Origin of the sequence: Methanosphaerula palustris E1-9c (assembly GCF_000021965.1) — an archaeon.
Taxonomy (GTDB): domain Archaea; phylum Halobacteriota; class Methanomicrobia; order Methanomicrobiales; family Methanospirillaceae; genus Methanosphaerula; species Methanosphaerula palustris.
Genome location: NC_011832.1, coordinates 2,351,211 through 2,375,836, shown reverse-complemented (window position 1 = coordinate 2,375,836; position 24,626 = coordinate 2,351,211). Strand labels below are relative to the sequence as shown.

At 52.9% G+C, this 24,626-nt stretch carries 20 protein-coding genes; 15 read left to right on the top strand and 5 right to left on the bottom strand.

Features of this window, described 5'->3' with window-relative positions:
* Nucleotides 1-2: 2 nt before the first annotated feature.
* Both MPAL_RS11120 and MPAL_RS11115 read right to left on the bottom strand, forming a co-directional pair.
* Complete coding sequence (locus tag MPAL_RS11120; RefSeq protein ID WP_012618836.1) at nt 3-485, bottom strand: ribonuclease III domain-containing protein; 483 nt, start codon at nt 483-485, stop codon at nt 3-5.
* 57 nt (nt 486-542) lie between these two features.
* On the bottom strand, nt 543-863 hold the full coding sequence (locus tag MPAL_RS11115) for a hypothetical protein (protein ID WP_012618835.1): 321 nt from the start codon (nt 861-863) through the stop codon (nt 543-545).
* Between the two features lie 179 nt (nt 864-1,042).
* Here MPAL_RS11115 and MPAL_RS14720 point away from each other — a divergent pair, with 179 nt between their 5' ends.
* A complete protein-coding gene (locus tag MPAL_RS14720; protein WP_052292264.1) occupies nt 1,043-2,899 on the top strand; it encodes a sensor histidine kinase in 1,857 nt (618 codons plus the stop codon).
* Nucleotides 2,900-3,320: 421 nt separating this feature from the next.
* Here MPAL_RS14720 and MPAL_RS11105 read toward each other — a convergent pair whose 3' ends face one another.
* The 3 genes from MPAL_RS11105 to MPAL_RS11095 form a co-directional block, all read right to left on the bottom strand.
* Nucleotides 3,321-4,082 carry an ABC transporter permease gene (locus MPAL_RS11105; protein ID WP_236610379.1) on the bottom strand — a complete coding sequence of 254 codons (762 nt, stop codon included), beginning with the start codon at nt 4,080-4,082 and terminating at the stop codon, nt 3,321-3,323.
* A complete protein-coding gene (locus tag MPAL_RS11100; RefSeq protein ID WP_012618832.1) occupies nt 4,075-5,031 on the bottom strand; it encodes a daunorubicin resistance protein DrrA family ABC transporter ATP-binding protein in 957 nt (318 codons plus the stop codon). The genes MPAL_RS11105 and MPAL_RS11100 overlap by 8 nt, the downstream gene beginning before the upstream one ends.
* A gap of 246 nt (nt 5,032-5,277) precedes the next feature.
* The gene (locus tag MPAL_RS11095; RefSeq protein ID WP_012618831.1) at nt 5,278-5,955 is read right to left on the bottom strand and encodes a methyltransferase family protein; all 678 of its coding nucleotides are present in this window, start codon (nt 5,953-5,955) and stop codon (nt 5,278-5,280) included.
* A gap of 290 nt (nt 5,956-6,245) precedes the next feature.
* Between MPAL_RS11095 and MPAL_RS16335 the strand changes: the two genes are divergently transcribed.
* From MPAL_RS16335 to clpB, 14 genes are all read left to right on the top strand, one after another.
* Complete coding sequence (locus MPAL_RS16335) at nt 6,246-6,908, top strand: nitrogen regulation protein NR(II) (protein WP_012618830.1); 663 nt, start codon at nt 6,246-6,248, stop codon at nt 6,906-6,908.
* On the top strand, nt 6,893-7,165 hold the full coding sequence (locus tag MPAL_RS17630) for a PocR ligand-binding domain-containing protein (protein ID WP_158303675.1): 273 nt from the start codon (nt 6,893-6,895) through the stop codon (nt 7,163-7,165). Before MPAL_RS16335 ends, MPAL_RS17630 begins: the two co-directional genes overlap by 16 nt.
* A complete protein-coding gene (locus tag MPAL_RS17250) occupies nt 7,137-7,388 on the top strand; it encodes a PocR ligand-binding domain-containing protein (RefSeq protein ID WP_083767045.1) in 252 nt (83 codons plus the stop codon). The genes MPAL_RS17630 and MPAL_RS17250 overlap by 29 nt, the downstream gene beginning before the upstream one ends.
* Nucleotides 7,315-8,691 carry a sensor histidine kinase gene (locus MPAL_RS11085; protein ID WP_012618829.1) on the top strand — a complete coding sequence of 459 codons (1,377 nt, stop codon included), beginning with the start codon at nt 7,315-7,317 and terminating at the stop codon, nt 8,689-8,691. Before MPAL_RS17250 ends, MPAL_RS11085 begins: the two co-directional genes overlap by 74 nt.
* Before the next feature lie 190 nt (nt 8,692-8,881).
* Nucleotides 8,882-10,795: a PAS domain S-box protein gene (locus MPAL_RS11080; RefSeq protein ID WP_012618828.1), complete on the top strand. Its 1,914-nt coding sequence runs from the start codon at nt 8,882-8,884 to the stop codon at nt 10,793-10,795.
* Between the two features lie 10 nt (nt 10,796-10,805).
* Nucleotides 10,806-11,300 carry a PAS domain-containing protein gene (locus tag MPAL_RS11075; protein WP_048145353.1) on the top strand — a complete coding sequence of 165 codons (495 nt, stop codon included), beginning with the start codon at nt 10,806-10,808 and terminating at the stop codon, nt 11,298-11,300.
* Nucleotides 11,301-11,304: 4 nt separating this feature from the next.
* Nucleotides 11,305-11,571, top strand: coding sequence for a PAS domain-containing protein (locus MPAL_RS11070; protein WP_048145352.1), 267 nt, complete (start codon nt 11,305-11,307; stop codon nt 11,569-11,571).
* 339 nt (nt 11,572-11,910) lie between these two features.
* Nucleotides 11,911-15,120 carry a PAS domain S-box protein gene (locus MPAL_RS14715; RefSeq protein WP_012618827.1) on the top strand — a complete coding sequence of 1,070 codons (3,210 nt, stop codon included), beginning with the start codon at nt 11,911-11,913 and terminating at the stop codon, nt 15,118-15,120.
* 58 nt (nt 15,121-15,178) lie between these two features.
* Nucleotides 15,179-15,547: a response regulator gene (locus tag MPAL_RS11060; protein ID WP_012618826.1), complete on the top strand. Its 369-nt coding sequence runs from the start codon at nt 15,179-15,181 to the stop codon at nt 15,545-15,547.
* A 207-nt stretch (nt 15,548-15,754) separates the two neighbouring features.
* On the top strand, nt 15,755-15,937 hold the full coding sequence (locus MPAL_RS17040; protein ID WP_236610378.1) for a hypothetical protein: 183 nt from the start codon (nt 15,755-15,757) through the stop codon (nt 15,935-15,937).
* A complete protein-coding gene (locus tag MPAL_RS11055; protein ID WP_236610377.1) occupies nt 15,888-16,589 on the top strand; it encodes an epoxyqueuosine reductase in 702 nt (233 codons plus the stop codon). The genes MPAL_RS17040 and MPAL_RS11055 overlap by 50 nt, the downstream gene beginning before the upstream one ends.
* A gap of 24 nt (nt 16,590-16,613) precedes the next feature.
* The gene (locus tag MPAL_RS11050; RefSeq protein ID WP_012618825.1) at nt 16,614-18,290 is read left to right on the top strand and encodes a S41 family peptidase; all 1,677 of its coding nucleotides are present in this window, start codon (nt 16,614-16,616) and stop codon (nt 18,288-18,290) included.
* A 116-nt stretch (nt 18,291-18,406) separates the two neighbouring features.
* Nucleotides 18,407-20,545 carry a carbohydrate-binding protein gene (locus MPAL_RS11045; RefSeq protein WP_148208228.1) on the top strand — a complete coding sequence of 713 codons (2,139 nt, stop codon included), beginning with the start codon at nt 18,407-18,409 and terminating at the stop codon, nt 20,543-20,545.
* Between the two features lie 820 nt (nt 20,546-21,365).
* Nucleotides 21,366-23,957 carry an ATP-dependent chaperone ClpB gene (clpB, locus tag MPAL_RS11040; RefSeq protein ID WP_012618823.1) on the top strand — a complete coding sequence of 864 codons (2,592 nt, stop codon included), beginning with the start codon at nt 21,366-21,368 and terminating at the stop codon, nt 23,955-23,957.
* Nucleotides 23,958-24,626: the final 669 nt, after the last annotated feature.

The window sequence follows — 24,626 nt, the reverse complement described above, 5'->3', positions numbered from 1 at the left end:
GATTATATTCCAGATCGACGCTCAACCTCTCTCTCGCTGATAAGTTCTAGTGTCACCAGCACCTGCCGAACAGCCCTGAGCCCGCCGTCGAGAAAGACCGCCCCGATCACCGCTTCGCAGCACTCTGCGAGCACTCTGCCCGACAGCCAGACCTGCTGGGTCTCCTCTCCCTTTCCCCAGAAGACCAGCGGGGCTAGATCGAGCGATTCGGCGATGGAACGGAGGACGCTCATGTTTACCCTTCGCACCTTCAAGACCGTAATCTCTCCTTTTCTGGTCACCCCGGTCCGCAGCAGGTCGTCGATCACCAGGAGATCGATCACCGCATCCCCGAGCGTAGCCAGGGCATCCATATCCCTGTCGTCTTCGAAGTGCTGTTCCCCGGCGAATGCCAGCCGGGTCAGCGCCCTCTGGGGGTGTGCCTGGTCAATAAATCTGTATTTGATCCGCCGCTCAAGTTCCTCTATCTGCCACTCTAGTGTCACTGATTATTGACTTCCCCTGATGGGTAAAAAAGGTCTGGCCTGGGGGTCGGGAGTCACTCAGGGCCCTGATAGATTTCCGAGTGCGGGCTGAATCTCTTTCACCAGTCCGAGGATCCTGTTCACGACAAGGATCAGATCATTGAACGCCTGGATAAACTCATCCACCGCAGTTCGGGCATCCTCAAGGGTTGTTGTGGCGTTGGAGATGTTGACATCCCCGGAGATCTGCTGAATCCCCGCCTGGAGGTGTGAACTGGTGGCGGTCAGGTTCTGGAGTGTGTCATTGATCTGGTCGATGTCCGTCTCTTCAGCACTCACGGTACTTGCCAGGCCCAGTATGCAGACTGCAAGGATCAGGATCCAGATGATCAATCTCATCCAGCAGTACTCACCCTTTATCGCAATAAGGCTGCATGTCCAGGCACCTTCTCTGCCCTGTCCCTGAAATCCAGGTTATCATTAAAAATAGTAATAAACGTTTCTTTCGTCTGGTATACGCAATAATAATATCATCCGACGTGTTTTTATTATATGAACTGAAATAGAACCATTATTCAATGACATCTCGATCTCCCCCAATCACGATCATCATCTCCATGCTGATCCTGGTCGGGGTAGTCTTATCGATCGGGATCCTCTCTGGTTTTACCTATAATGAGGCCAGGTCCGTGCTTGTGACGCATGACCTGGAGACCCGAAATTATGCAGAGGCTGGTCTGATCGGATCCTACACGCTGATGGATCGGGATCTCACCCTCTTCGACGACTTCTTCTCAGACAGCCTGAAGAACAGTTTTCCTACATTTCTCGATGCATACAACCGCTCTGGCGGGGATCCCCGGAATATCGATCTGAATGCACTGAAAGAGCAGCTCGGTGGGGACATCGATCTCTATGTGATCGATGATCACGACATGGTGATTGCGACCACCTACACACATGACCTCGGAATGAACCTCTCCGAGTTTACCGGTTTTTCAGAGACGCTGGCGAAGATGCGAAACGGGAGCGGATACTATGCAGACCGTGTCACCCGTGAACAGGACACCGGTATATTTCGGAAGTACGCCTATTATCCAACTCCTGATCACCGTTATCTGCTCGAACTCGGCCTCAATGACGCAGGGTTCATGGCGCGCAGGAACGTCTCGTTTGTAAAGACTGCGCAGCAGGTTCAGGCAGATAACCCTTCCCTGGTGTTGGTGCGGACCTTCAACATCTATGGAGAGCAGATTGGGGATCGGACTGCAAAGGTAGATCCCGGGTTGAATGAACTGCTCAACCAGGTGATCGCGAACCGGTCGACCCTTGAGGTCAGGGATACCACCAATGCCACCCTGACCAGGTTCCGGTTTGTGGACCTGAAGAACCCGGTGTATGCATCTGATCCGAGTCTGGTGATCGAGTTCGTTTACACCACCCGCCCGCTCGACGAAGCCCTCTTCCGGCTCACCCTCGAGCACCTGTTGATCGGTCTGCTCGCCCTGGTTCTCGGGGCCCTCTTTGCGTCCGGTGTATCGGTGCTGGTTGTCCGCCCGATCCGCCAGATCATCGGAGATGTCGAGGCGATCGCGAACGGGAACCTCAACCACCCGATAGGAAAGGTCTGGATGGTGGAGTTCGATGCCCTCCGGCAGAGCATCCACCTGATGGTCGACCGGCTCAAAGAACAGGTGAACCAGATCACGCAGCAGAACGAGGTGCTTGAGGCCAGGGTCGAGATGAGAACCCGGCAGTTGGTCCAGAGCAATGAGGAGGTGCATCTGTACCTGGACATCATGACCCATGATATCAACAACACGCTGACCGTAGCACTTGCTTCTGCCGAGATGCTCAACGATATACTCCCCCCCGGCCATCCGACCGAGCATAAGATCAAGGTCAACCGGATCACGACGGCTATTCAGAAATCGGTCGGGATCATCGCCAGGGTATCGATGATCAGCAGGGTCCACGATTCCGATATCCCGCTTGGTGAGATCTCTCTCGATCACGAGGTTCTGGATGCGATAGGGCACTACCCTGACGCTTCCATCGAATATGCCGAGACTTCGCTGCAGGTCTGCGCAGACCAGTTCCTCTCTGAGGTCTTTGTGAACCTCCTTGGTAACAGCCTGAAGTTCGGGGGACCTGATGTCAGGGTCAGGGTGGCTGTCGAGGTCGACGAGGAGGATGTGACGATCTCGGTTGAGGATTCCGGCCCCGGGATCTCCGACTTGGTCAAGCCCAAGGTCTTTGGAAGATTTGCACGCGGCGAGGGGCATGGAACGGGGTCTGGTCTCGGTCTCTTCATCGCGGCCTCGCTGGTGGCCCGGTATGGAGGGCAGATCTGGGCTGATGACCGTGTCGCCGGCTCTCCAGAACTGGGGGCGGCGATCCGGTTCACCCTCCCCCGCCACTGCTTTGAGGAGTGAGTGACGAGCCCCACCTCGTTCACGCGCTCCGTTCAAAATTTCTCTTTACGTAACTTAAGATTTCATCGTCCCGCGGAATATCGTCTTCACCTGTTTGATCCGCGACGTCAGGGTGGTGAGGTGGACTTCGTCGTCGTGCATTCCTGGACTACCTGCTCATTGCAATTAATTTCACGGCGACCGATCAGATCCCCGCACGAGAGGTAGCTGGTCTGCGAGTTCACTGAGATGCACAGCTCACCAGAGAGGGATATGGTCTTTTGAAGGGATGAATGGACCGATCCCGCCTTGGCCAATCTGGCGCTGGCTGCTGAATAAAGGGGCACGGCATGATTCCTTCATCGATCCTGGTCAGAGTGAGATCGATTGTACCTGATGTATCTCATATATCTGTTATTGTGATGACGATTCCCTATTCGTCTTATTCATTAAATCGTTTGTACAGATGGTTGGCCACAACCTGAAAGATTAGGATGAAGAGGCACAGCATCACGATGTCGATGATCGGATTAAAGTGGGTCTCGCTGGAGAACGCGGCATGAATCAGGTCGTTCCCATACGTCAGGGGGGAGAGATACGTGATGAACTTCCCGATAGAAGGGATCTGTTCCAGGGGAATGAAGACGCCCGAGATGAAGATGAGGGGCAACCGCACGAGATTCAGCATCGACATGATATCGCCGGGGCTCTCTGTCGGGTAGGCAGCAAAGAGCGTCCCCATCGTTGCAAAACAGAATGAGGTGAGGAGGAGGCCGGCGACGAGCGGGGCGATCTCGACTATAGGGGTCTGGAAGATGATGAGCCCTGCGATCAGGGGCACAAACGCGATGCCGAGGCTGTACAGGAAGCCACTCAGGCTCTCGCCGAATACGACCGTATGTAGGGAGATCGGGGCTGACAGGAGCCGGTCGAAGGTCTTCATTCTCCGTTCGATGGGGATGGAGACCGGTTCGATCGAGGAAGCAGAGAAGAGTATCGTGATGGCGATCAGTCCGGGGATCATCACTGTGGGCTCGGCGGTTCTCCCGACGGCGAATGCGAGGAACATGAAGAGGGGGAAGAGCATACCGGAGACGATGATATTTGGCTTCAGATAGTAGATGAGGATGTCCTTTTTAGCGATTGCCCAGGCTGCGTGCAGTTCCATACGGATCTGTCCGCACTGCTCCGGGAGGTCAATCAATGGTCTTCACCCCTTTTGTCCTGATGTCCAGTCCGGTCAGTCGGATGAAGACATCCTCAAGGGTGGGCCCGAGGGTGTTGACGCTGATAACCCGGAGATGATGCTCGTGTGCATACTCCATGACTTCGTCCAGCACAGCGGGGGGGTTCTCAGTGATCAGCCGGAATTTGTCCCCTTCTTTTCTGACTTCGCTCACGAGGGCGATCTGTTCGAGGTTCCCGGATCTGACCGGGGATGTCGGGTCGAAGGCGATCTCGATCGACTGGACGCTCTGAATCGTTTTTTTGAGCCGCTCGGGGGTGTCGACGGCAGCAATCCGTCCCTGATTGATGATCGCCACCCGGTCGCAGGTGAGGTTGGCCTCCTCGATGTTGTGGGTCGTGAGAAAGACCGTCACTCCCTGTTCGTTCAGTTCGCGGATCACGTCTCTGATGATCAGGTTGCTCTGCACATCCAGGCCAGAGGTCGGTTCATCGAGGAAGAGGAGACGGGGATGATTGATCAGCCCCATGGCGAGCGTCAGCCGTCGCTTCATGCCCTTGGAGAACCCTCTTGTCCTGTCATCCCGCCGCCCGGAGAGGCCGAAGAGCTCGAGCAGATCGATCCCCCGCTTCTCGCGGTCCTTCCGACTGACATGATAGAGCTCAGCTGTGAACATCAGGTTCTGCCATGCAGAGAGATCGGTATAGATGTTGGAGGTCTCGTGGACGATCCCCATCTGCCGGCGTGCTGCAATTGTATCCTGCACGATATCGCTGCCGAAGATGCGTGCCGTCCCATCCGTGGGTACCGTGATCCCTGTCAGGATACGGATCGTGGTCGTCTTGCCGGCACCGTTCGGGCCCAAAAATCCGAAGGTCTCCCCCTCCCCGACAGTGAAATCTATCGCCGATAATGCCTGGAGGTCGCCGAACCTTTTCGACAGTGAGAGAGCTTCAATCGCGTACATGGCAGATCATATCGTTGGATCCTTCTTCAGAGGGGATCCTGTATAATGCAGTCTATCGCCTCGCTTCCATGTGAAGATATCTCTCCGGGGTTTAGAGAGGAGAGGGAATCGGGGGACGCATTTATTCATGTAATGCGATCATCCGGCTCTTTCGCGTTCGGTATGAGGTTTTTGGATATCCCGCAACAATTTCTGTGCAGGAACATGTGGATGATCAGAAGGGCGGCGAACAAAAGGCCCGTATCGTCACCAGAGACGAGGAAGAAGCCTGTACCGGACCATCTGCATGTACTCCCGGTAGCCCGCCAGGTCCTGTGTCAACATCGCTTCCTCACCCAGGATCCTGCCCATGAGCAGAACGGTCAGCGCAAGGCCTATCAGCACCCCGAAGACTGATCCAAGGAACAGGGGTGCCCCGAGAAACATCAGGATCCCTCCAAGGTACATTGGATGTCTGACAAACCCGTATACCCCCGTTGATACCACCTGTTGTTTTCGGTCCCCCTGTATCCTGACTAGGGGAGAGAGGAACGTGTTGTCGGTGTACGACCGGAAGAAGAGGAAGAAGGATCCGATAAGGCTGACTCCTCCGAGCACGGTCAGCGGGAGGGGGAGGGGCGGGGACCACCCGAACCGTTCTGCATCGAGGGGCATGACGACGATCCATAGGATGAAACCGACCAGGAGTCCATAGACCACAAATCGGTCCCAGCGCTTCTGGTTGCCGGCCCCGGGCTGTTTGTACCGCTCTTCAAGCAGGGCTGGGTCTTTTCGGAGCAGGTACAGGATCGTCGAATAGCAGAGGATAATGAACCAGATACAGAAGATCCAGCCTGCAGACCAGGTGATGTCTCCAGAGAGGAGGAGGATCAGCGCAGGAAAGATCAGGATGTACAGGAGGGTGAGGACGTGTTTCTTCTCCATGTCTGCTGCTCTATTCGAGGTTGGAGATATTAAGAGTCTGGCTCTGGGTGTAGAGCCGGTATTCTCTGATGGTGAGGAGAGGGGCCCTCAACAACAGATTTATCCGCCAGCCTTCCGATAAAACAGTGGAGAGATCCCGGCCACGGACGCCTTATCACTTCAATCTCCTGCGAACCGCCCGCCGACGTGAGATTCTCAACTATCTTTTCTCTGTTAGAAGTGTGCATTGAAAATTGGGGAGGCAGTACCATCCATGACAGAAAAATGTTCACAGGTTGAATTGGGGGTTTATGACTGCCGCAGGTTTTTCTGCGGACGTCCGCTTCGTCATCGCAGCCCTCCCTCAACCCGCCTTTCTCTACACCCCGGACGGCATCGTCGCTGTCGTGAATTCAGCCGTCGAACGTATGGCTAGCACCTCCCTCACCGGTCGCACCGTGGAGGAGGTGATCGCCTCCCTTGGAGTCAGTCAGCCCGATGGCACCCCCATTGCCGCTTGCGATCTCCCGGCACTCCGGGCCCTTGCCAGACAGATGGTCACCGACTGTCCGCTCGTGATCACGGCAGCTGACGGGACCTTCTATGCTATCCGGGCTTCCTCCTTCCCCCTCCTGCAGGATGGCATCGTTGTGGGTATCCTCTCGGGCTGGTCGGATGTCACTGCCCTCTCTAGGGTCCTCTGTGATGAAAAGCGGCGTCGGAGCGAGGCTGAAGCGTTTGTAAAGAGGGAGGAGGCGATAGCCGAGACTCTGGTGCAGCAGAACGAGGAACTCCTGGCGCAGGATGAGAAATTCCGCCAGCACCTCGAAGAACAGGTACGGAATCAAAAGGCCTTTGTGGAGAGCGAGCAGCGGGTCCGACGCACGCTCGATCGGTTACTCTCTCCTGGGAGGGAGTTACCGAATTTCGAACTCGCTGTGACATCCTCGATCTCCGGGTGTTGCAGGAACTGATCGAGCAATTTCACCGCCTCACCGGCATCCTCGTGGGTATTGTCGATCTCCACGGCCGGATACTGATCGGGGTGGGGTGGCAGGTGTGCTGCATGCACTTTCACGGGGTCAACCCCGAGACCTGTCGTTTCTGTATCGAGAGCGACCTCACTCTCTCCTCCGGGATCCCCTTTTGGAGAGTCCCGCCTGTACCGGTGCCGGAACAACATGTGGGACGTCGCCATATAGATCACGGTTGGTGGCCTGCATGTGGGTAACATTATCTCCGGGCAGTTCTTCTTCGAGGACGAGGCGCCGGACTTCGATCTCTTCCGAGCGCAGGCACGACGGTACGGATTTGACGAAGAGGCGTATATCACCGTGATTCAGGTCGTTCCAAGGGACCTATACGGCGTTCCTCGAGTTCGTGCACCCGGACGACCGGGCAGCGGTCGATGCGGCCTACTCGGGATCTCTGCGAGAGGGGAGGGACAATTATGAGATAGAGCACCGGATCGTGTGGCATATGGCCGGTGAACTTCGCTGGATCCATGAGAAGTGTGAGCACCAGCAGGACACGACCGGTCGGGTCGTCCGCTCGATCGGTATAGCCCATGAAATCACCGAGCAGAAAGAAGCTGAAATGAAACTGCACCGGCGAAATACAGATCTCGGCGTGCAGGAAGAGGAACTCCGGGCCCAGACTGAGGAGCTCGCAGAACTCAATGCAAACCTTGCCTTCCAGTACGACCTGCTCGACACAATCTTTGCCACTGTGCCTCACCATGTCAGTGTCTGGGACGGTGACGGTCGCTGCCTCTGGATGAACAACCAGGCAGCCCGGGAAATTGAACGACTGCGTGATGCACCGGTCGGGAAGACCTGGCAGGAGATCGGCCTTAACCTGGCGACGATGGAGCGGTTCATGCCTGATATCAGGCGAGTGATCGCGACTGGGGAGTCGTTCACCGACGAGGTGATGAATCCCGATCCTTATGGCGTGCAATGGTGCAGTTACTCGATCAATCGGATGTCTGGCGGCGAACAAGTCGTGATCGTCTCCACTGATATCACCTGGTGGAAAGAGGCTGAACCGGCTCTGAAGAACTATGCGGAACGGCTCCGAATGAGCAACGAAAAACTGCAGAGGTTCGCGTATGTCGCATCTCACGACCTGCACGAACCGCTCCGGTCGATCGTCAGTTTCAGTCAACTCATCGATCGGCGATACCGCGGGAAACTCGACTCTGATGTTGATGAGTTCCTCGGGTACATCGCCGGGGCAGGGCGACGGATGCAGGCGCTGATCCTGGACCTCCTCCAGGTCTCCAGGACGAGATGGGCGCCCGACCGCTTGTGCCGACCGATGTCGGGGGGGATCCTGGCAGATGCGATCCGATCCCTGAAAGAGCCGCTCGCCGAGGCCGGTGGTACTATGGTTGTTGAGGCGATGCCGACGGTCATGGTCGACGCTGCCCAACTTGAGCAGGTCTTTACGAACCTGATCGGGAACGCGATCAAATATCGCCGCCCAGAGGTGCCGTTGATGATCACGGTCTCGGCCGGTCGCCACGAGGATTGGTGGGAATTCGCTATCGCGGACAGCGGTATCGGGATCGAATCGGAATATTATGAACTGATCTTCGAGATGTTCCGTCGTCTCCATACTCAGAATGAATACGAGGGGACTGGAATCGGGTTAGCAATCGTAAAGAAGATTGTCGAACGGCACGGTGGTCGGGTATGGGTCGAGTCGATGCCCAACAGAGGATCGACCTTCTTCTTTACCATGCCGGCTGTGTAGATCCCGATCTAGGTTGTGTCACACCTCTCCTTGTCTGGTGTCTTGTCATTGAGAAGAATCGATCTAGGGCCGATACCGTCGATGATGATGAGGGTGGATTGGAATAGAACTGAGTGAATGAACGAAAAAATCTGGTTTCAGGCCGTCCAATGCAAAAATGTATGTGTTGCCAGGGATACAATGGAGTATAATGGCAGCACCAATCCGGGTACTCTACGTCGATGATGAACCAGATCTTCTCGAGATCGGCAAACTGTTCCTTGAGATGGGGGGCTTTTTCGCTGTCGACACGCTCTCTTCTGTCAGGGTGGCGTTGGAACAGTTGAACACAGAACGATATGATGCCATCATCTCTGACTATCAGATGCCCGAAATGGATGGCATCCAGTTCCTTGTCGAGGTACGGAGTCGCTTTGGACAGATTCCATTCATCCTGTTCACCGGGAGGGGCAGGGAAGAGGTAGTCATCCAGGCGATCAACAGCGGAGCTGACTTTTATATCCAGAAAGGGGGAGAACCACGTGCACAGTTTGCCGAACTCGCACATAAGATCAAACAGGCGACATCCCGGAAGAAGGCTGAGGATTCGCTCCGGAGGAGCGAGGATGAATATCGGTACCTTATTGAGCACTCTGATGAGTCCATCGTTGTTATACAGGACGAGATGCTGCGGCTGATCAACCAGCGAACCGTCGAACGAACCGGATATTCGAAAGAGGAACTTCTGTCCATGCCATTTTCCATGCTCGTTCACCCTGATGATCGAGCCATGGTGGTGGAGCGATACCAGAGGCGAATGCAGGGCGAGGTGCTTCCTTCATGGTATACGTTACGGCTTATGGGAAGAGAGGGGGGAATCATCTGGATTGAGGCCAGCGCGGTTATCATCGACTGGGAGGGGCGTCCTGCCACGATCAATTTCCTGAATGATATTACCGAGCGAAAACGGGCAGTGGAGGCACTCAAGGAGAGTGAAGAGAAGTATCGGGTGATCTTCAACAATGAGATCTACGCTATCTCTCTGTGTGATCTCGACACCCTGCAGTTGCTTGATGTAAATGATGCTTATATTCGAATGTACGGTTATACTCGAGAAGAACTCCTCTCAGGTATGACCATTCGCGATATTATTGCTGATCAAAAAGGATCCTTCCCTGCGACAGAGGAGGCTACCAATCGAGGAACCAGTTTCATTCCCCTGCGGTATCACAGGAAGAAGGACGGCACCATCTTTCCGGTGGAGATCGTCGGGGGTTCCCATCTCTGGAATGGAAAGGAAGTGATCTTCTCTCTCATCCATGACATCACCGATCGTAAACGGGCGGAGGAGGAACTTCGGCTCACCCAATCCCGGCTGGATTCTGCCATGGAGGTTGGTAAGATCGCTTGGTGGGAGATGGACCGCGAGACTGGAAAAGTGATTTTTAACGAACGCAAGGCACATATGCTTGGATATCCGGTTGAACAGTTCTCCCATTTTTCAGATTTTACCCGGCTGGTCCATCCTGATGATTTCGAACAGATAATGCAGGCTATGCGTGATCATCTCACCGGCATAAAAAACCAGTACGATGTCGATTACCGAGTAAGCACGAAAGATGGAAAGGAACTTTGGTTCCATGATATCGGCGGAGTATCCGAGTATGCTTCCGATGGTAAACCATTGAAGGTGACTGGACTTGTCATCGACATCACCGACCGCAAACAGGCTGAAGAGGCGCTTCTCGGCGCAAAGAATTACCTTGACCTTATTCTCAATTCCATTGCAGATCCTGTTTTTGTCAAGGATGAAATGCATCGGAGGGTACTTGGAAACGATGCCTACTGCAGGTTCATCGGGTTCACCCGTGATGAGATGATCGGTAAATCCGATCATGAACTCTATCCTCGTGACCTGGCGGACAAACTCACCAGCGAGGACGATCTGGTCTTCGCATCCGGAACCGAGCGGGTTACTGAGGAGGAGATCATCGACCATCGGGGCCAGGATCATACCATTGTCACCAAGAAAACCCTTCTCGTCGACGAGCAGGGGCGTAGATTCGTCGTCGGCATCGCCCGGGATATCACCCGAGCGAAAACGGGTAAAGGTGCTGCTCAATGAGAATTACCGGATGATGCAGACCCTGATACAGACCATCCCCAATCCGGTCTTCTTCAAAAAATGTGACGGCGTGTATGAGGGGTGTAATAGAGCCTTTGAAACCTATTTCGGCCACACAAACGATGAAATAATTGGGAAAAGAGTCTTTGATGTCGTCCCCTGGGAAGTTGCTGAAGACTATTTCAGAACAGACGAGGAACTGTTCAGGTGCCCGGGGACGAAGCATTATGAGTCGCGTGTTATATCAATGGATGGCCGGACTAGAGATGTGGTCATCGACAAGGCTTCGATAGCAAATTTAGATGGTGAGGTAACAGGCATTGTCGGTGTCATATCCGATATCACGGACCGTAAACGGTCAGAGGAGGTGCTGCGCACGAATGATGCCCTCCTGCACACGCTGGTGTGTATCATCCCTGACCTGATCTGGCTGAAAGATTCGGATGGTGTCTATCTCTCATGCAATCCCATGGTCGGCCGTTTTTTTTGGTTCAGGCGAAGATGAGATCGTGGGGAAGACTGATTATGACTATGTCGACCGGGAACTGGCTGATTCTTTCCGTGAGCAGGATCAGAAGGCCGTGGTGGTGGGGAGGTCTGTCCGCAATGAAACGAGGATTACGTTCGCAGACGACGGTCATCGTGCCCTGATGGAGATCGTCAGGACGCCGATATACGATGATCAGGGAATGTTCATCGGCGTGCTGGGAGTCGGGCGCGATATCTCCGAACGGGAACGTCTGGAAGATGCATTCGAACCGGTAGAGAATACGTAGATCCCGGCAGGTCTCAGTTCCATGACATCCGGTTCCATCAAGGGGATGTCGATGACTTATGATCTCTATGGTCTGATAATTTTTTTTTAATCCTGTCGTTATTTCGATAGGATCAGAGTACCTGAATGGATGTTCTTTTCGATGTGTTACAAAAAATCTTTCCCTATCAAATGATAATTTTTAACCAACCATTCCTGGCACGTTGAGGTTTGTACAGCTGGAGATGTGATGAATTTGGTAAAGATACCCGGTTCATAATGACCCGATTTGTGATGTAGTTCTCCCAGGCATCGTTTATATCTGATCAACGGTTGACCGGTAACGTACCACTCGATATCTATGAAACTCCAGATGAAGACAAATCTCATACTGATTGTATTGCTCGTGTTGGTGGTTGTGGTGATCAGCAGTTTTATAACTGTGATCTCTTTTTCCAGTTACAGCGCCCTCGAACAGGAGTATGTGGCCCAGGACATCCATCAGGCGGTTAGCAGGGTCAACGATGAAATGACCACGCTCTCCTCCATTGTCAGTGACTGGGCCCCCTGGGATGATACCTATGCCTTCGTCAACGGGAACAAACCTGAGTATCTTAAAAAAAACCTGATGCCCGAGTCGACCATCTATGAAAACCTCCAATTAAACCTCATCGTCATCACCGACAGCCAGGGGGGTATTGTCTATGCTGGGTCCTATGATTCCAGGAACAATACGATGGTTCCGGTCTCGGAATCTTTTAAACAGCAGATTACATTACAGAGTCCGCTCCTGAATATGTCGGATCCCCATGGTGTGACGGCCGGGGTGCTGATGCTTGGAGAGAACCCGATGATTGTTGCATCGCGCCCGATCGTTCACACGGATTTTTCAGGTATCCCAAGTGGTGTGGTGATCATGGGACGATATCTTGACCCTGCTGAAGTGTCATATCTTGCCAGTCTCACTCAACCATCGCTCCAGTTCGTCAGGGTGAAGGACCCTACCCTTCCCCCTACCCTCCTGTCTGAGCTGGAGGCCCGTGGTACCGATGATACCCCGGTGATTCTTACGTCAGGTCGGACTAATGTTTCGGGATACGCCCTGATCAAGGATATTTACGGCAACGATGCTCTTGTTCTCCAGATCACCCAACCCCGTGATATTTATCAGCAGGGGATTTCCACTACCATCGAATATATCCTGATTATTCTGGCGATCTGTCTTGCCTTTGGGGTGGCCATTATCCTCATCATCGACCAGTTGGTACTCTCCCGGCTCAGTACCCTGAACCAGCAGGTCCAGACGATCAGTAGGGGGACCGATGCCTCAAAACGGGTAGAGCTCAGTGATGATGATGAATTTTTTCATCTCGCCGGTGGGATAAACCAGATGCTGGAGACTATCTACACAACCCAGCAACGGTTGCTGGTGAGTGAAACACGATTCCGTCAGTTCACCGATTTGATCCCTCAAATTATCTTTGAACTGGACATATCTGGTAACCTGACCTATCTCAACAAGTTCGGGATGGAGCTCACCGGCATGACCCCCGAAGATATTGGTCCACTGACCAGGAGTGGAACTTTTATCCTACCTGACGAACAAGATGAGTTGCTAGAAAACCTTAAATCCGGTTCAAATACCCAAAAATCATCTGGCAAAGTATATTCTTTGGTTAAAAAAGATGGTACCCGGATCAAAGCCATCATCTCCATTGCACCGATAATCCTGAATGGTACCTTGCAAGGGTTCCGGGGAAGTGCTTTCGATATTACCGATCGGATAGCGCTTGAGGATGCACTTTCTGAAAGCCAGAAATACCTTAAGACGCTCCTCTGGTCTATTCAGGTGGGAATTATTGTCATTGATGCAGATACTCATATCATCATCGATGCTAACCCGGCTGCACTCAATATAATTAAAATGACAAGGGAAGAACTCGTCAATTCCTCGTGTCATGAGAGTTTCTGCCCGGATGAGGAGGGGAGATGTCTGATAACGGATCAGGGGAATTATCTGGACAACGTCGAACGGACACTTCGTACCGGGGATGGCCGCGTTCTCTCTATCATCAAATCCGTCGTTCCCATCATGCTGAAGGGTAGAAACTGCCTGCTGGAAACGTTCATAGACAACACTGCAAGGAAACAGATAGAGGAGGAACTCCGCCAGAGCACGGATCTGATCACAGGGATTCTGCAGGCTTCACCGGTTGGGGTGTGTCAGTTGGATGCGCTTGGAAACATCATCTTTGTCAATGACATGTTTTCAAAGATCACCGGAATCCCCCTTGACCAGGTTAATGGGAGATACTGGGCAGATATCTTTCAGTCTGAGGATTGTAGTCCTCTGCTCCCCACTATCGACACAGCGTGTCAGGAAATGCGGATTTTGAAATCTGAGATCCACTATATCCACCCCGATGGATCAAAATACTGGTTAATCTGGCAGATAGTTCCTCTCATCGATCACACGAACCAGTTGACCGGCTGGCTGGGTACATTTGCGGATATCACCGAACGAAAGAAGGTTGAGGACGCACTGATGGAGAGCGAGGAAAAGTACCGTGCCCTTATAGAGAATACTCCTGACCTTCTCTTTTCCGCTGATCTGGATGGGAATGTCACGTATATCTCTCCCCAGGTCAACCAGTACGGATACCTTGAGGAGGATATCATTAGTCACCCTCTCTTCAATTTGATTCATCCGGAAGAGCGACTCCTTATCGCAGAAAAATTTCATATCGAGTTGAATAAAAATGCCCGGTTCTTCTCCACCTTCCGGTTGCTTGACAAATGGGAGAATATCCACTGGTTTGAAGAGAAGAGTTTTCTGCAACTCAACACATTTGGAGAACCCATTGGAAGTTATGGGGTATTACGGGATGTTTCAGAACGGAGACGGGCTGAAGATGCGATCGAGCTTGCCAATAAAAAATTGAACCTGATGAATAACATCACCAGGCATGACATCCTCAATACCGTTACTGGCTTACTCGGGTGTGTGGATATGGCAAATGCGACCGATTCTGAAGATGAACGCACCCTGTTACTACAAGATATTAAAAATCTTTCAAAAACAATCCAGCGGCAGATTGCATTCACCAAGGAATACCAGGAAGTCGGTGTCAACCTGCCGATATGGCAGGATGTCGGGGAGGTGCTGCAGGGTATACTGGTAAACTTCGAAGGATCAGGCCTCCGATTCGTCATAGACCTTGAACATGTTGAGATCTATGCGGACCCGCTATTGGAGAAGGTGTTCTACAATCTTGTGGACAATGCGATCCGGTATGGTGAGAACATCACCACGATACAGTTCTACCAGGTAAATTCTGATGATGGTTTCTCACTCATCTGCGAAGATGACGGTGTCGGTATACCTGTTGATATGAAGGACTATATCTTCGAACGTGGTGTTGGTAAAAATACCGGGATGGGACTGTTCCTCAGCCGGGAGATCCTTGGCATAACAAAGATTGAGTTCCATGAAAATGGTATTCCGGGGAAGGGAGCAAGGTTTGAGATGTATATTTCACGGGGGACATTCAGGTTTATCACCGAATTTTAATTGGTTTAAGGATATATTGATAGCATTGGGAACCATTTTGATTAATCAGGAGTGAGAGATGTCAAACAGATGCATACTTATCGTCGAGGATGATGATATCATCGCCAGGGTTATCGACTGGCGTCTGAAAAAACTTGGATACCAGGTCTGTGGCCGGGCGTCGACCAGTGTGGAAGCGATAGACCTGGTAAAAGACCATAAACCGGACCTTGTCCTCATGGATATCAATATCCGGGGCGATGTCGATGGGATCGATACTGCGCTGATGATCAAGAAAGAGTTCACCATTCCGATCATCTATATCACCTCACATTCTGAAGGTCCGACGCTCGAACGGGCAAAGGAATCGAAACCGGACGGTTTCATCATAAAACCATTTGAGGACATCGATCTCCGGGTGGCGATAGAACTGGCATTGAAGACGTGAGATCACACCGGTGGTCTCACAATGCCTGGATATCCCTGCCGACTGGGAATTTGTGAAGGATCGAATCTCTTCTATGCTGAAGGTCCGTGGATATACGACTCAATTCATTTTTGTATGAATAACAACTATGCTGATCTCTCGTTCTGGAACCTCCATCTTTCATACCGCCCGGTTGCTCATATCAGGGCATGAACGCAGCACTCCGAATTGGCAATCGAGGAAGACTACCGGCGTCTCAAGGTTCCGCTCGTCGGGTTTGCGCCGATCGACAGCTGGGACGAGCCACGGTTTGAGCCTTGGGTGCCCGGTGCCGGTCCGGCCGGCGTCGATCGTCCCAGGGATGAGAACCGTGATCGTGATCGGGATGCCGGTCTTCCTGCCGGCGGTTGAAACCACACCGTCGATCTGGTACCACGAACTCTACCGGACGGTCAATGAACTGCTCGATGCGAATGCATATCACCTCGCATCCTGCCTGAATGTGATGGGCCACGCACCGGTGTCGGTGCTCCGGGACGGCTACGGCTCGGTCCGGGTCCTGCTCGAGCGGCCGGTCGCATTCTTCTCCCACCGACATGCAGCGTACCTCGCTGGACTCGGAACGTTCGGCGTGAACAATGCCCTTCTGACTCCGGCGTACGGCCCCCGGGTCCGTTTCGCATCGATCTTCACTTCCGCTGAGCTCCCGTCAGACCCGGTGATCGAGACGGATCTCTGTACCCATTGCGTGCGATGTGTCAAATTCTGCCCGGCCGGGGTACTCAAAGCTGGTGACTATCCCGGTTCGCTGACCGATAAGCGGGTCTGCGCTGAGCAGTCCGTCGCCCTCGCAGCCCGGCATATCTCCCCCTGTGGTCAATGCATCGCCGTCTGCCCTGTCGGTGAGGACCGCCGTCTCTTCACCAGGAAGGCGGTCGGCTACCGTGATTATAAAGATGAAAATTATAATGATCTCCCCGTGGCTGGGGGCATGTCCGATCCTACGGCGGGGATTGAGCCCTGTGGTGGGGTGTCGGCCCGGAGAATCGGAAAAAAAGTTTAAATGTCGTCGTAGAGATGGTGTATAATGAAATATGGCCCACTGCTTATCGCCCTGCTTCTCCTTGCCGTCCCTGCTTTGGCAGAGGTGATACCTGCTCCCCAGCCCACAGGATCGATCGTATACGCGGACAATGGGACGATCTGGAACATCTCCTCCGCCCCGTTCGAATGGAACAATGAGACTGCGTACAACGAAGATCAGTTCCAGATATTTGCACCCATCATGGCGAACCTGACCTATCCGGCGAACCTGACCAATATGTCATGGAGTGAGGCCTTTAGCGCCGCCAATTCCCTCATGGAGGAGCGGTACGCCTTCTCCGGCTTGAAGGCGGTGGACTGGGATGCCCTCTACCAGACCTATGCGCCAGCTGTCGCTGCGGCAGAGAAGGATCAGGACAAAGCCGCGTACTTCCGGGCCCTGCGGGGGTACATCTATGCCATCCCGGACGGGCATGTGTCGCTCCTCCCGGCTGAAGGCGATTTCGGGGCGAAGTACGCAGACATTGGCGGTGATTACGGGGTCGCAGTCACCCGGCTCGATTCCGGGACCGTGATCGTGAGTTTCGTTGCGAATAGGAGCCAGGCCGAGCAGGCAGGGATCCGGTTCGGCGATGTTGTCACCGCATGGAACGGAAGGGAGATTTTGGATGCTATCAACACGACGTCGTACATCTGGGCGGTCAAGAAACCCTCGACGGCCGAGGGGATTCGGCTCCACCAACAACGGCTTCTGACCCGGGGACCGATCGGGTCGACAGCTACGATCACGATCAGTAACAGCACGGCGTCTCTCCCCCGTACTGTCACGCTGACCGCGTATGACGACGGGTATGCAAACCTGAAGCAGACGTCCTGGTTCCTCGGGATTCCGGTCAACGATTATGGTGTGGATCGATCCTGGGAGGATATCCTCCCCCAGATCAGCAACGAGACCGTAACGGTCCGCACGCTGCCCGGTAATTATACCTACATCGCGGTCTACAATGAGGAGTACGATGTCTACCAGCCGTTCAAGGCGGCCATGCAGAATGCGATCGCGAACAACACTCCGGGTATCGTGTTCGACCTCAGGTTCAACAGTGGTGGCGATGATAGTCTCGCTGCCTGTTTTGCCAGTTGGTTCGTCAAAAAGCCAGCATTCTACGAGTATGCGACGAAGTACGACCCCGGCAATGGTAGGTTTACCACCCTCTCGGAGGCGTGGTCGATACCGAGAGCAGACGGCTACAGCGGGCCGGTCGCGGTCCTTGTGAGTCCGGATACCATCAGTTCGGGAGAGGGGGTTCCCATGATCCTGAATCGGACCGGACGGGGTGAGGTCATCTCGTTCTATGGGACGAACGGGGCGTTTGGGATGAACAATGTACAGGCGTCTTTACCGCTGGGCCTGTCACTCTACTTCCCTGACGGTGCTTCTCTCGACCTGAATGGTACGATCCAGGACGACAGCAACGCCGGGCTGACGGGGGGAGTCTCGCCAGGAATCAGGGTGCCAATCAACGAGGATACTGTGGCCCGGTCGATGGCGGGGGAGGATGTCCAGCTCACATACGCCCTTCAGTGGCTGAAGGGGCAGGGGAACCAGACCTCTGCCTCAAAACCGTCTTTATCGTCAATCCCGGCGCGAAAGACGTCGCTCGATTTCACCGCCGCGCTTGGTGCGCTGGGCATTCTCGTCATGGTTGCCGGACGGAAGTGAACTCTTTTTGGTCGAAGCCCCGGCATGAGTAGCCGATGCGACGACCATCCTTCTTATCATGTTGGCCTCCCATATTTTCACCCAAGGTTATTGTGACAGTGAACAGGCATATTTTCTTGTCAATTCTTTCAGCGGCACTGCTGTTGGTATCGCTTGGCATCGGACCCGTTTCCGCCCAGACCTGGCAGAACGAAACGGTGGATTCGGCGGGGCAGGTCGGGTTTTTTACATCCCTGGCGTTGGATAGCGCCGGCAACCCCCGGATCAGTTACTTCGATGATACGGATGGCAACCTGAAATATGCGTGGCACGACGGTTTGGGCTGGCACAATGAAACGGTGGATTCTGAGGGGCGGGTCGGGTGGTACACATCCCTTGCTCTTGACAGCGCCGGCAACCCCCGGATCAGTTACAGCGATTGGTCGAATAACGATCTGAAGTATGCATGGCACGATGACTCTGGCTGGCACACCGAAACGGTGGATTCAGAGGGGTATGTCGGGGCATATACGTCCCTGGCGTTGGATAGCGCCGGCAACCCCCGGATCAGTTATAGCGATCTGTCGAATAACGACCTGAAGTATGCGTGGCACGATGACTCTGGCTGGCACAATGAAACGGTGGATTCAAAGGGAACTGTAGGGTGGTACACCTCTCTGGCGCTGGACAGCGCCGGCAACCCCCGGATCAGTTACTTATACGAAGGGACTGATGACCTGAAGTATGCGTGGCACGATGGTTCGGGCTGGCACAATGAAACAGTGGATTCAGAGGGGTATGTCGGGAAGTGCACATCCCTTGCGCTGGACGGCGCCGGCAACCCCCGGATCAGTTACTTTGATAATACCAATAACGACCTGAAGTATGCGTGGCATAATGACTCGGGCTGGCACACCGAAACGGTGGATTCAGCGGAGTGGGTTGGGTGGTATACCTCCCTGGCGCTGGACAGTAACGGTAACCCCCGGATCAGTTATTTCGATGATACGAATGACGACCTGAAGTACGCGTACTATGACAGCGCTGGCTGGCATACTGAGACGGTGGACTCGGCCGGGGAAGTCGGGTTGTACACCTCTCTTGCTCTTGACGGCGCCGGCAACCCCCGCATCAGTTACTTAGATTTTACACATGGCGACCTGAAGTATGCCTGGGTTGGAACACCGCTGTCAGGCGTGTGTATAGTTCCTGGCGGGACCGCTCTGCCGGCAGACACGGACGGCGACGGACTGTACGACGACGTAAACGGCGACGGGGTTTTTAACTTCGCGGATGTCGCTCTCTACTTCAACCAGATGGAATGGATCTCAGATAACGAGCCGGTCGCCGCGTTCGACTACAACGGCAACGGGCGAGTTGACTTCGGGGATGTCATCTGGCTCTTCAATTATCTCGACGCCCCGATTGTTTCCCCGACGCCCACCTCAACTGTCGCCGCGTTTACCTTGAACAAGACGATGGGCGCGGCACCGCTCGCAGTCCAGTTCACCTCGAGCGATCAATGTGACCTGCTCAACTGGACCATTCAACTCGGTAAAACGCCAATTGAGACAAGATCAGGTATGAACCTGACCTATGTGTTCTCCACAGCTGGCACCTACACAGTCCAGCTTAAGGCATCGAACTCAACAACCGGGGTGATCTCCTCGGCAGAGAATACCGTGACGGTCACCGGTACGTCCACGATAACCACGGAGCAGCCGTACCCCACTCAACACAATGTCCCTGGCAGAGTTGAGGCTGAGGACTACGATCAGGGCGGCGAAGGCATAGGCTACTCTGACACAACGACACCAAACGAGGGTGGGGTATATCGTACAGACTCGGTCGATATCGAATCTCTCCCTGGGGCCAGTGGCTATGACGTCGGCTGGATCCGCGCAGGTGAGTTCCTGACCTACTCGGTCGACACGACCGAAGCGGGTACGTTTGATATCGGCTTCTGTGTCGCGAACCCCGGCTCGACCAAGACCGTGATTGTCTATGTCAATGGCGCCCCCAGGACTCTGACAATTCCAGCGACGGGCTCGTGGATCACCTGGCAGACAGCCACCCTGACGGGTGTCAGCATGAACGCCGGTCGGAACCTGATCAAGGTTGATATGGACAACGCCGCTTCATTCAACTTCGATTATATGGAGTTTGTTGTGGACTATATTGCATCGCCCACGACCACTACCCCTACTCCGACAGATACGACTCTGACTCCAACACAGTCTCCGACGGATACGACTCCGACACCTATCCTGACGTAGACGAGAGCGCCGGCCTGCACACAGGTGATTGGCCAGCCTTGACCTCCAGAACGAGTGGATGACGGTCAGGAAAACGGGTGGTGGGCTGGTTTTGTAGATGATGGAATGAATTATCTGCGATGAATAGGGCAATAAATTCACCTTTCCCGCTTTTGTCTTCGCGCCTGGCGGGACAATGACGTCCAGATCAGCGCCGGCATGAACATCGGGACAGATCTTTATCGGAACTCTCGGTGCTTGGTTTGAAACAACACGAACGATACGGTCACAATGAATGAACCTCAGTCTGTGTGACCTCTACACAGGGCTGGGCCATAACTCTATCAGTTTTTTGACATGTTCGCATTCACATCGCGGCCTCATCCCCTTATATTCTTATATTATTCCCTATCGAGGATCTGTCTGCCCTATACCCTCCACTCCTGGCATCTCTCACCCTGCGGTTGGTCCATTACGGTCTGCCTCCTCGGCGTGGACCAAGCGTCGCTCGCCCGCATCGATTGCCCCCGTCTCTCTACTCGGGTTGAGGGGACTGTGGCGGGTCCCAGAAAAGAAGGTGAACTCTGTGTGAAAATTATAACCCCACTCTTCGCGGATGATCCGCGCTCTGGTACCTGTTTTGGGAGATCATACTGTAGGGTCACCACAGCACCTGCCGGCCGTCCATCTCGCAGTGTTGCTGTCGATAACACTTGGCATTTGGCTCAGGCTTAAATATTATTTCCAGCGTTCGGACAGGCAAATTATTTGAATAAGAAGATATGCTATTACGATAGCGAAAAGGACGTTACGAACAACTAACAGGGGGTTAGACCATATCATGAATTTCAACAATTTCACCATAAAATCACAGGAAACTGTAGCGAAAGCAACGGAACTTGCAACGACTAAACAGAACCAGGTCATCGAGACTTCGCATCTCATGAGGGGGATGCTGTTGGTTGATGAGAATGTCATCCCATACCTGCTTAAAAAACTGAATGTGAACCTTGATGCTTTCACCGCAGAACTCGACAAGATCATCAGTTCATATCCCCAGGTGAGCGGAGGGGAGCAGTATCTCTCAAACGATGCCACAAAAGCACTGCAGAAAGCAATCGCACTTTCCCTGGAATCAAAGGATGAATTTGTCTCCCTTGAGCACCTCCTCCTGGGAATTCTCTCGGTGAACGACCGTACTTCGCGGCTGCTAAAGGAGAACGGGGTTGCGGAGAAAGATCTCAAGACGGCCATAAACCAGTTGCGGAAAGGTGCAACGGTGAACAACCAGGACGCGGAAGAGACCTATAATGCCCTGAATAGATTCGCCCGGAACCTGAATGATCTTGCCCGTACCGGGAAACTCGATCCGGTCATCGGGCGTAACGAAGAGATCCGCAGGGTGTTGCAGATCCTTTCACGGAGAACAAAAAACAACCCGATCCTTATCGGGGAGCCCGGCGTGGGAAAAACGGCCATTGCCGAAGGCCTCGCTCACCGGATCATCGACGGGGATGTACCGGAAAACCTGAAATCCAAGCAGATCTATTCCCTCGATATGGGTGCCCTGATCGCCGGGGCAAAATTCAAGGGAGAGTTTGAAGAACGGCTGAAAAGTGTGATCAAGGAGGTGATCTCTGCTGAAGGGGAAATAATTCTTTTCATTGACGAGATCCATACCCTGGTTGGGGCCGGCGGTGGTGAGGGCGCAATGGACGCTGCCAATATTCTCAAACCCGCTCTATCACGAGGGGAATTACATGTTATCGGTGCAACGACCTTGAAAGAGTTCCAGAAATATTTTGAAAAGGATAAAGCGCTTGAGCGGCGTTTTCAGCCGGTGATGGTAAATGAACCGGATACGCTGGATGCCATTTCAATTCTTCGCGGAATCAAGGAGAAATACGAAACCCACCACCACGTTAGAATCAAGGATGAGGCCATCATCGCAGCCGTTGAACTTTCGCAACGCTATATCTCCGACCGATTTCTTCCTGACAAGGCAATTGACCTGATTGATGAGGCAGCATCAAAACTCCGTCTTGAGATCAACTCGGTACCGGAAGAACTGGAAACGATAGAACGCAGGATCCGCCAGTTGGAAATTGAACGGGAAGCCATTAAACGTGAAAAAGACCAGGGCAAGTTGAAGGTTCTGAATGAAGAGATCGCAAACCTTACCGAGGAACGAAACAGGTTGAAGGCAAAGTGGCAGGCTGAAAAAGAGATTGTAGAACAGATTCAGTCCCGAAAAAACGAGATTGAAGATCTGAAATTTGAAGCCGAAAGTTGCCTCCGTACCGGCGAACTCGGCAAGGTGGCGGAGATCCGATATGGTCGTATCCCTGATATCGAGAAGGCCATGGAAGGGCTTCAAGAAAAACAGGCCCTGTTGCAAAAGGATTCTGCGATGGTGAACGAGGAGGTGGACGCTGAGGAGATCGCCGAAGTGGTCTCCCGCTGGACTGGCATTCCCGTCAGTCGGATGCTGCAGAGTGAAAAACAAAAACTGCTGAGTCTCGAGGTAGAACTACATAAGCGTGTTGTAGGTCAGGAGGAAGCCATTGGGGCAGTTTCTGATGCCATCCGCCGGAGTCGCGCCGGTTTACAGGATACGAAACGTCCAATTGGGTCTTTCATCTTCCTGGGGACAACCGGTGTGGGAAAGACCGAACTGGCAAAAGCCCTGGCTGAAATCCTTTTCAACAACGAAAACAGCATGGTGCGGATCGATATGTCGGAATACCAGGAACGGCATACCGTTTCGAGGCTGATCGGAGCGCCCCCAGGCTATGTGGGATATGAAGAAAGCGGGCAACTGACAGAAGCTGTCCGGAGAAAGCCCTATTCCGTGGTATTGCTGGATGAAATCGAAAAAGCCCATCCGGATGTCTTCAACATCCTGTTGCAGGTCCTTGATGACGGCCGTCTGACGGATAACAAGGGTCGCACGGTGGATTTCAAGAATACTATTATCATTATGACATCAAACATCGGGTCGCACATCATCCAGGAGAACCTGGAAGAAGCCACCAATAAAAACAGGGATGAAGTATTCGACCGGACCCGAGAAGAGGTGTTTGATCTGCTCAAGAAGACCATCCGTCCGGAGTTCCTTAACCGGATCGATGAGATCGTCATGTTCAAACCGCTCACGCAAGATGAGATCCAAACGGTTGTCGAGCTTCAACTGGGTCTGGTCCAGAAGATGCTTGAGAAGAGCGATATCCGGTTGAAGGTATCAAAGAACGCCATCACGTTAATCGCTATCCAGGGCTTTGACCCGCAATTTGGTGCTAGACCTATAAAACGTGTGATCCAGAAAAACCTCCTGAATGAATTATCAAAAATGATCCTGGCAGGAAACGTAAACAAAGACAAGGAAATCGTGGTTGACGAGAAAGAAGGGAAGTTAATGTTCATGAATGCCTGATCCGAACTAGAAGGATCTAATGAATCCCTTCCCTTATTAAGGGAAATAGTGCTATGAATAGTATCGAATTTGACGTGGATCACCATCCCTATCTTGTTGTTGATGATACGCCCCATCTCATGATCCAGGTCTCTCTAATACAAAGATCACCTTGATAGAATAGCCGATGAGAGTACGATCATAACTCCTTTGACCTACTGATAGCATCCCGCGGACCTTTTCCTGTGTGAGGAGTTGGGCTTGTGATCTTTGTCATAGAGTTCGCTGACAGGACCTTGATGCGTTGGTTCTTCTTATCAGGTGGGGTTGATTGAATATTCATTCCCGATCAACCACAGAGAGAACTGTTTGAGAATCTATATCCGGTTGTAGCGTGTGTTTTGCCTGAATGGTGTAAACCGCGATTCATCGTCTCTATGCCATCGTAGAAGTCGATAATCGTCATCTCATGAAAATGTTGGAGGAGCCTCTCCATGTTACGAGTGTAAAGGTGATCTCATTCGAGCGTGGCAGACTGATTCCAGTGACGACTTTTCGTTCGTTTACATACTCTTTTATGAATGCAATATATCAGGTCGAAATTCGACATTTCACTGACTAATTTTTCGATAGAATGCTGCGAATTGACAGTTTTTATGCATAAAAAAAAAGGTTTATACTAATATCTGT

What these genes read in the sequence shown, in the direction of transcription:
- MPAL_RS11115 (WP_012618835.1), bottom strand. Translation starts at nt 863, where the DNA reads ATGAGATTGATCATCTGGATCCTGATCCTTGCAGTCTGCATACTGGGC.
- MPAL_RS14720 (WP_052292264.1), top strand. Translation starts at nt 1,043, where the DNA reads ATGACATCTCGATCTCCCCCAATCACGATCATCATCTCCATGCTGATC.
- MPAL_RS11100 (WP_012618832.1), bottom strand. Translation starts at nt 5,031, where the DNA reads ATGTACGCGATTGAAGCTCTCTCACTGTCGAAAAGGTTCGGCGACCTC.
- MPAL_RS11095 (WP_012618831.1), bottom strand. Translation starts at nt 5,955, where the DNA reads ATGGAGAAGAAACACGTCCTCACCCTCCTGTACATCCTGATCTTTCCT.
- MPAL_RS16335 (WP_012618830.1), top strand. Translation starts at nt 6,246, where the DNA reads ATGACTGCCGCAGGTTTTTCTGCGGACGTCCGCTTCGTCATCGCAGCC.
- MPAL_RS11080 (WP_012618828.1), top strand. Translation starts at nt 8,882, where the DNA reads ATGGCAGCACCAATCCGGGTACTCTACGTCGATGATGAACCAGATCTT.
- MPAL_RS11075 (WP_048145353.1), top strand. Translation starts at nt 10,806, where the DNA reads ATGATGCAGACCCTGATACAGACCATCCCCAATCCGGTCTTCTTCAAA.
- MPAL_RS14715 (WP_012618827.1), top strand. Translation starts at nt 11,911, where the DNA reads ATGAAACTCCAGATGAAGACAAATCTCATACTGATTGTATTGCTCGTG.
- MPAL_RS11060 (WP_012618826.1), top strand. Translation starts at nt 15,179, where the DNA reads ATGTCAAACAGATGCATACTTATCGTCGAGGATGATGATATCATCGCC.
- MPAL_RS11055 (WP_236610377.1), top strand. Translation starts at nt 15,888, where the DNA reads ATGAGAACCGTGATCGTGATCGGGATGCCGGTCTTCCTGCCGGCGGTT.
- MPAL_RS11050 (WP_012618825.1), top strand. Translation starts at nt 16,614, where the DNA reads ATGAAATATGGCCCACTGCTTATCGCCCTGCTTCTCCTTGCCGTCCCT.
- clpB (WP_012618823.1), top strand. Translation starts at nt 21,366, where the DNA reads ATGAATTTCAACAATTTCACCATAAAATCACAGGAAACTGTAGCGAAA.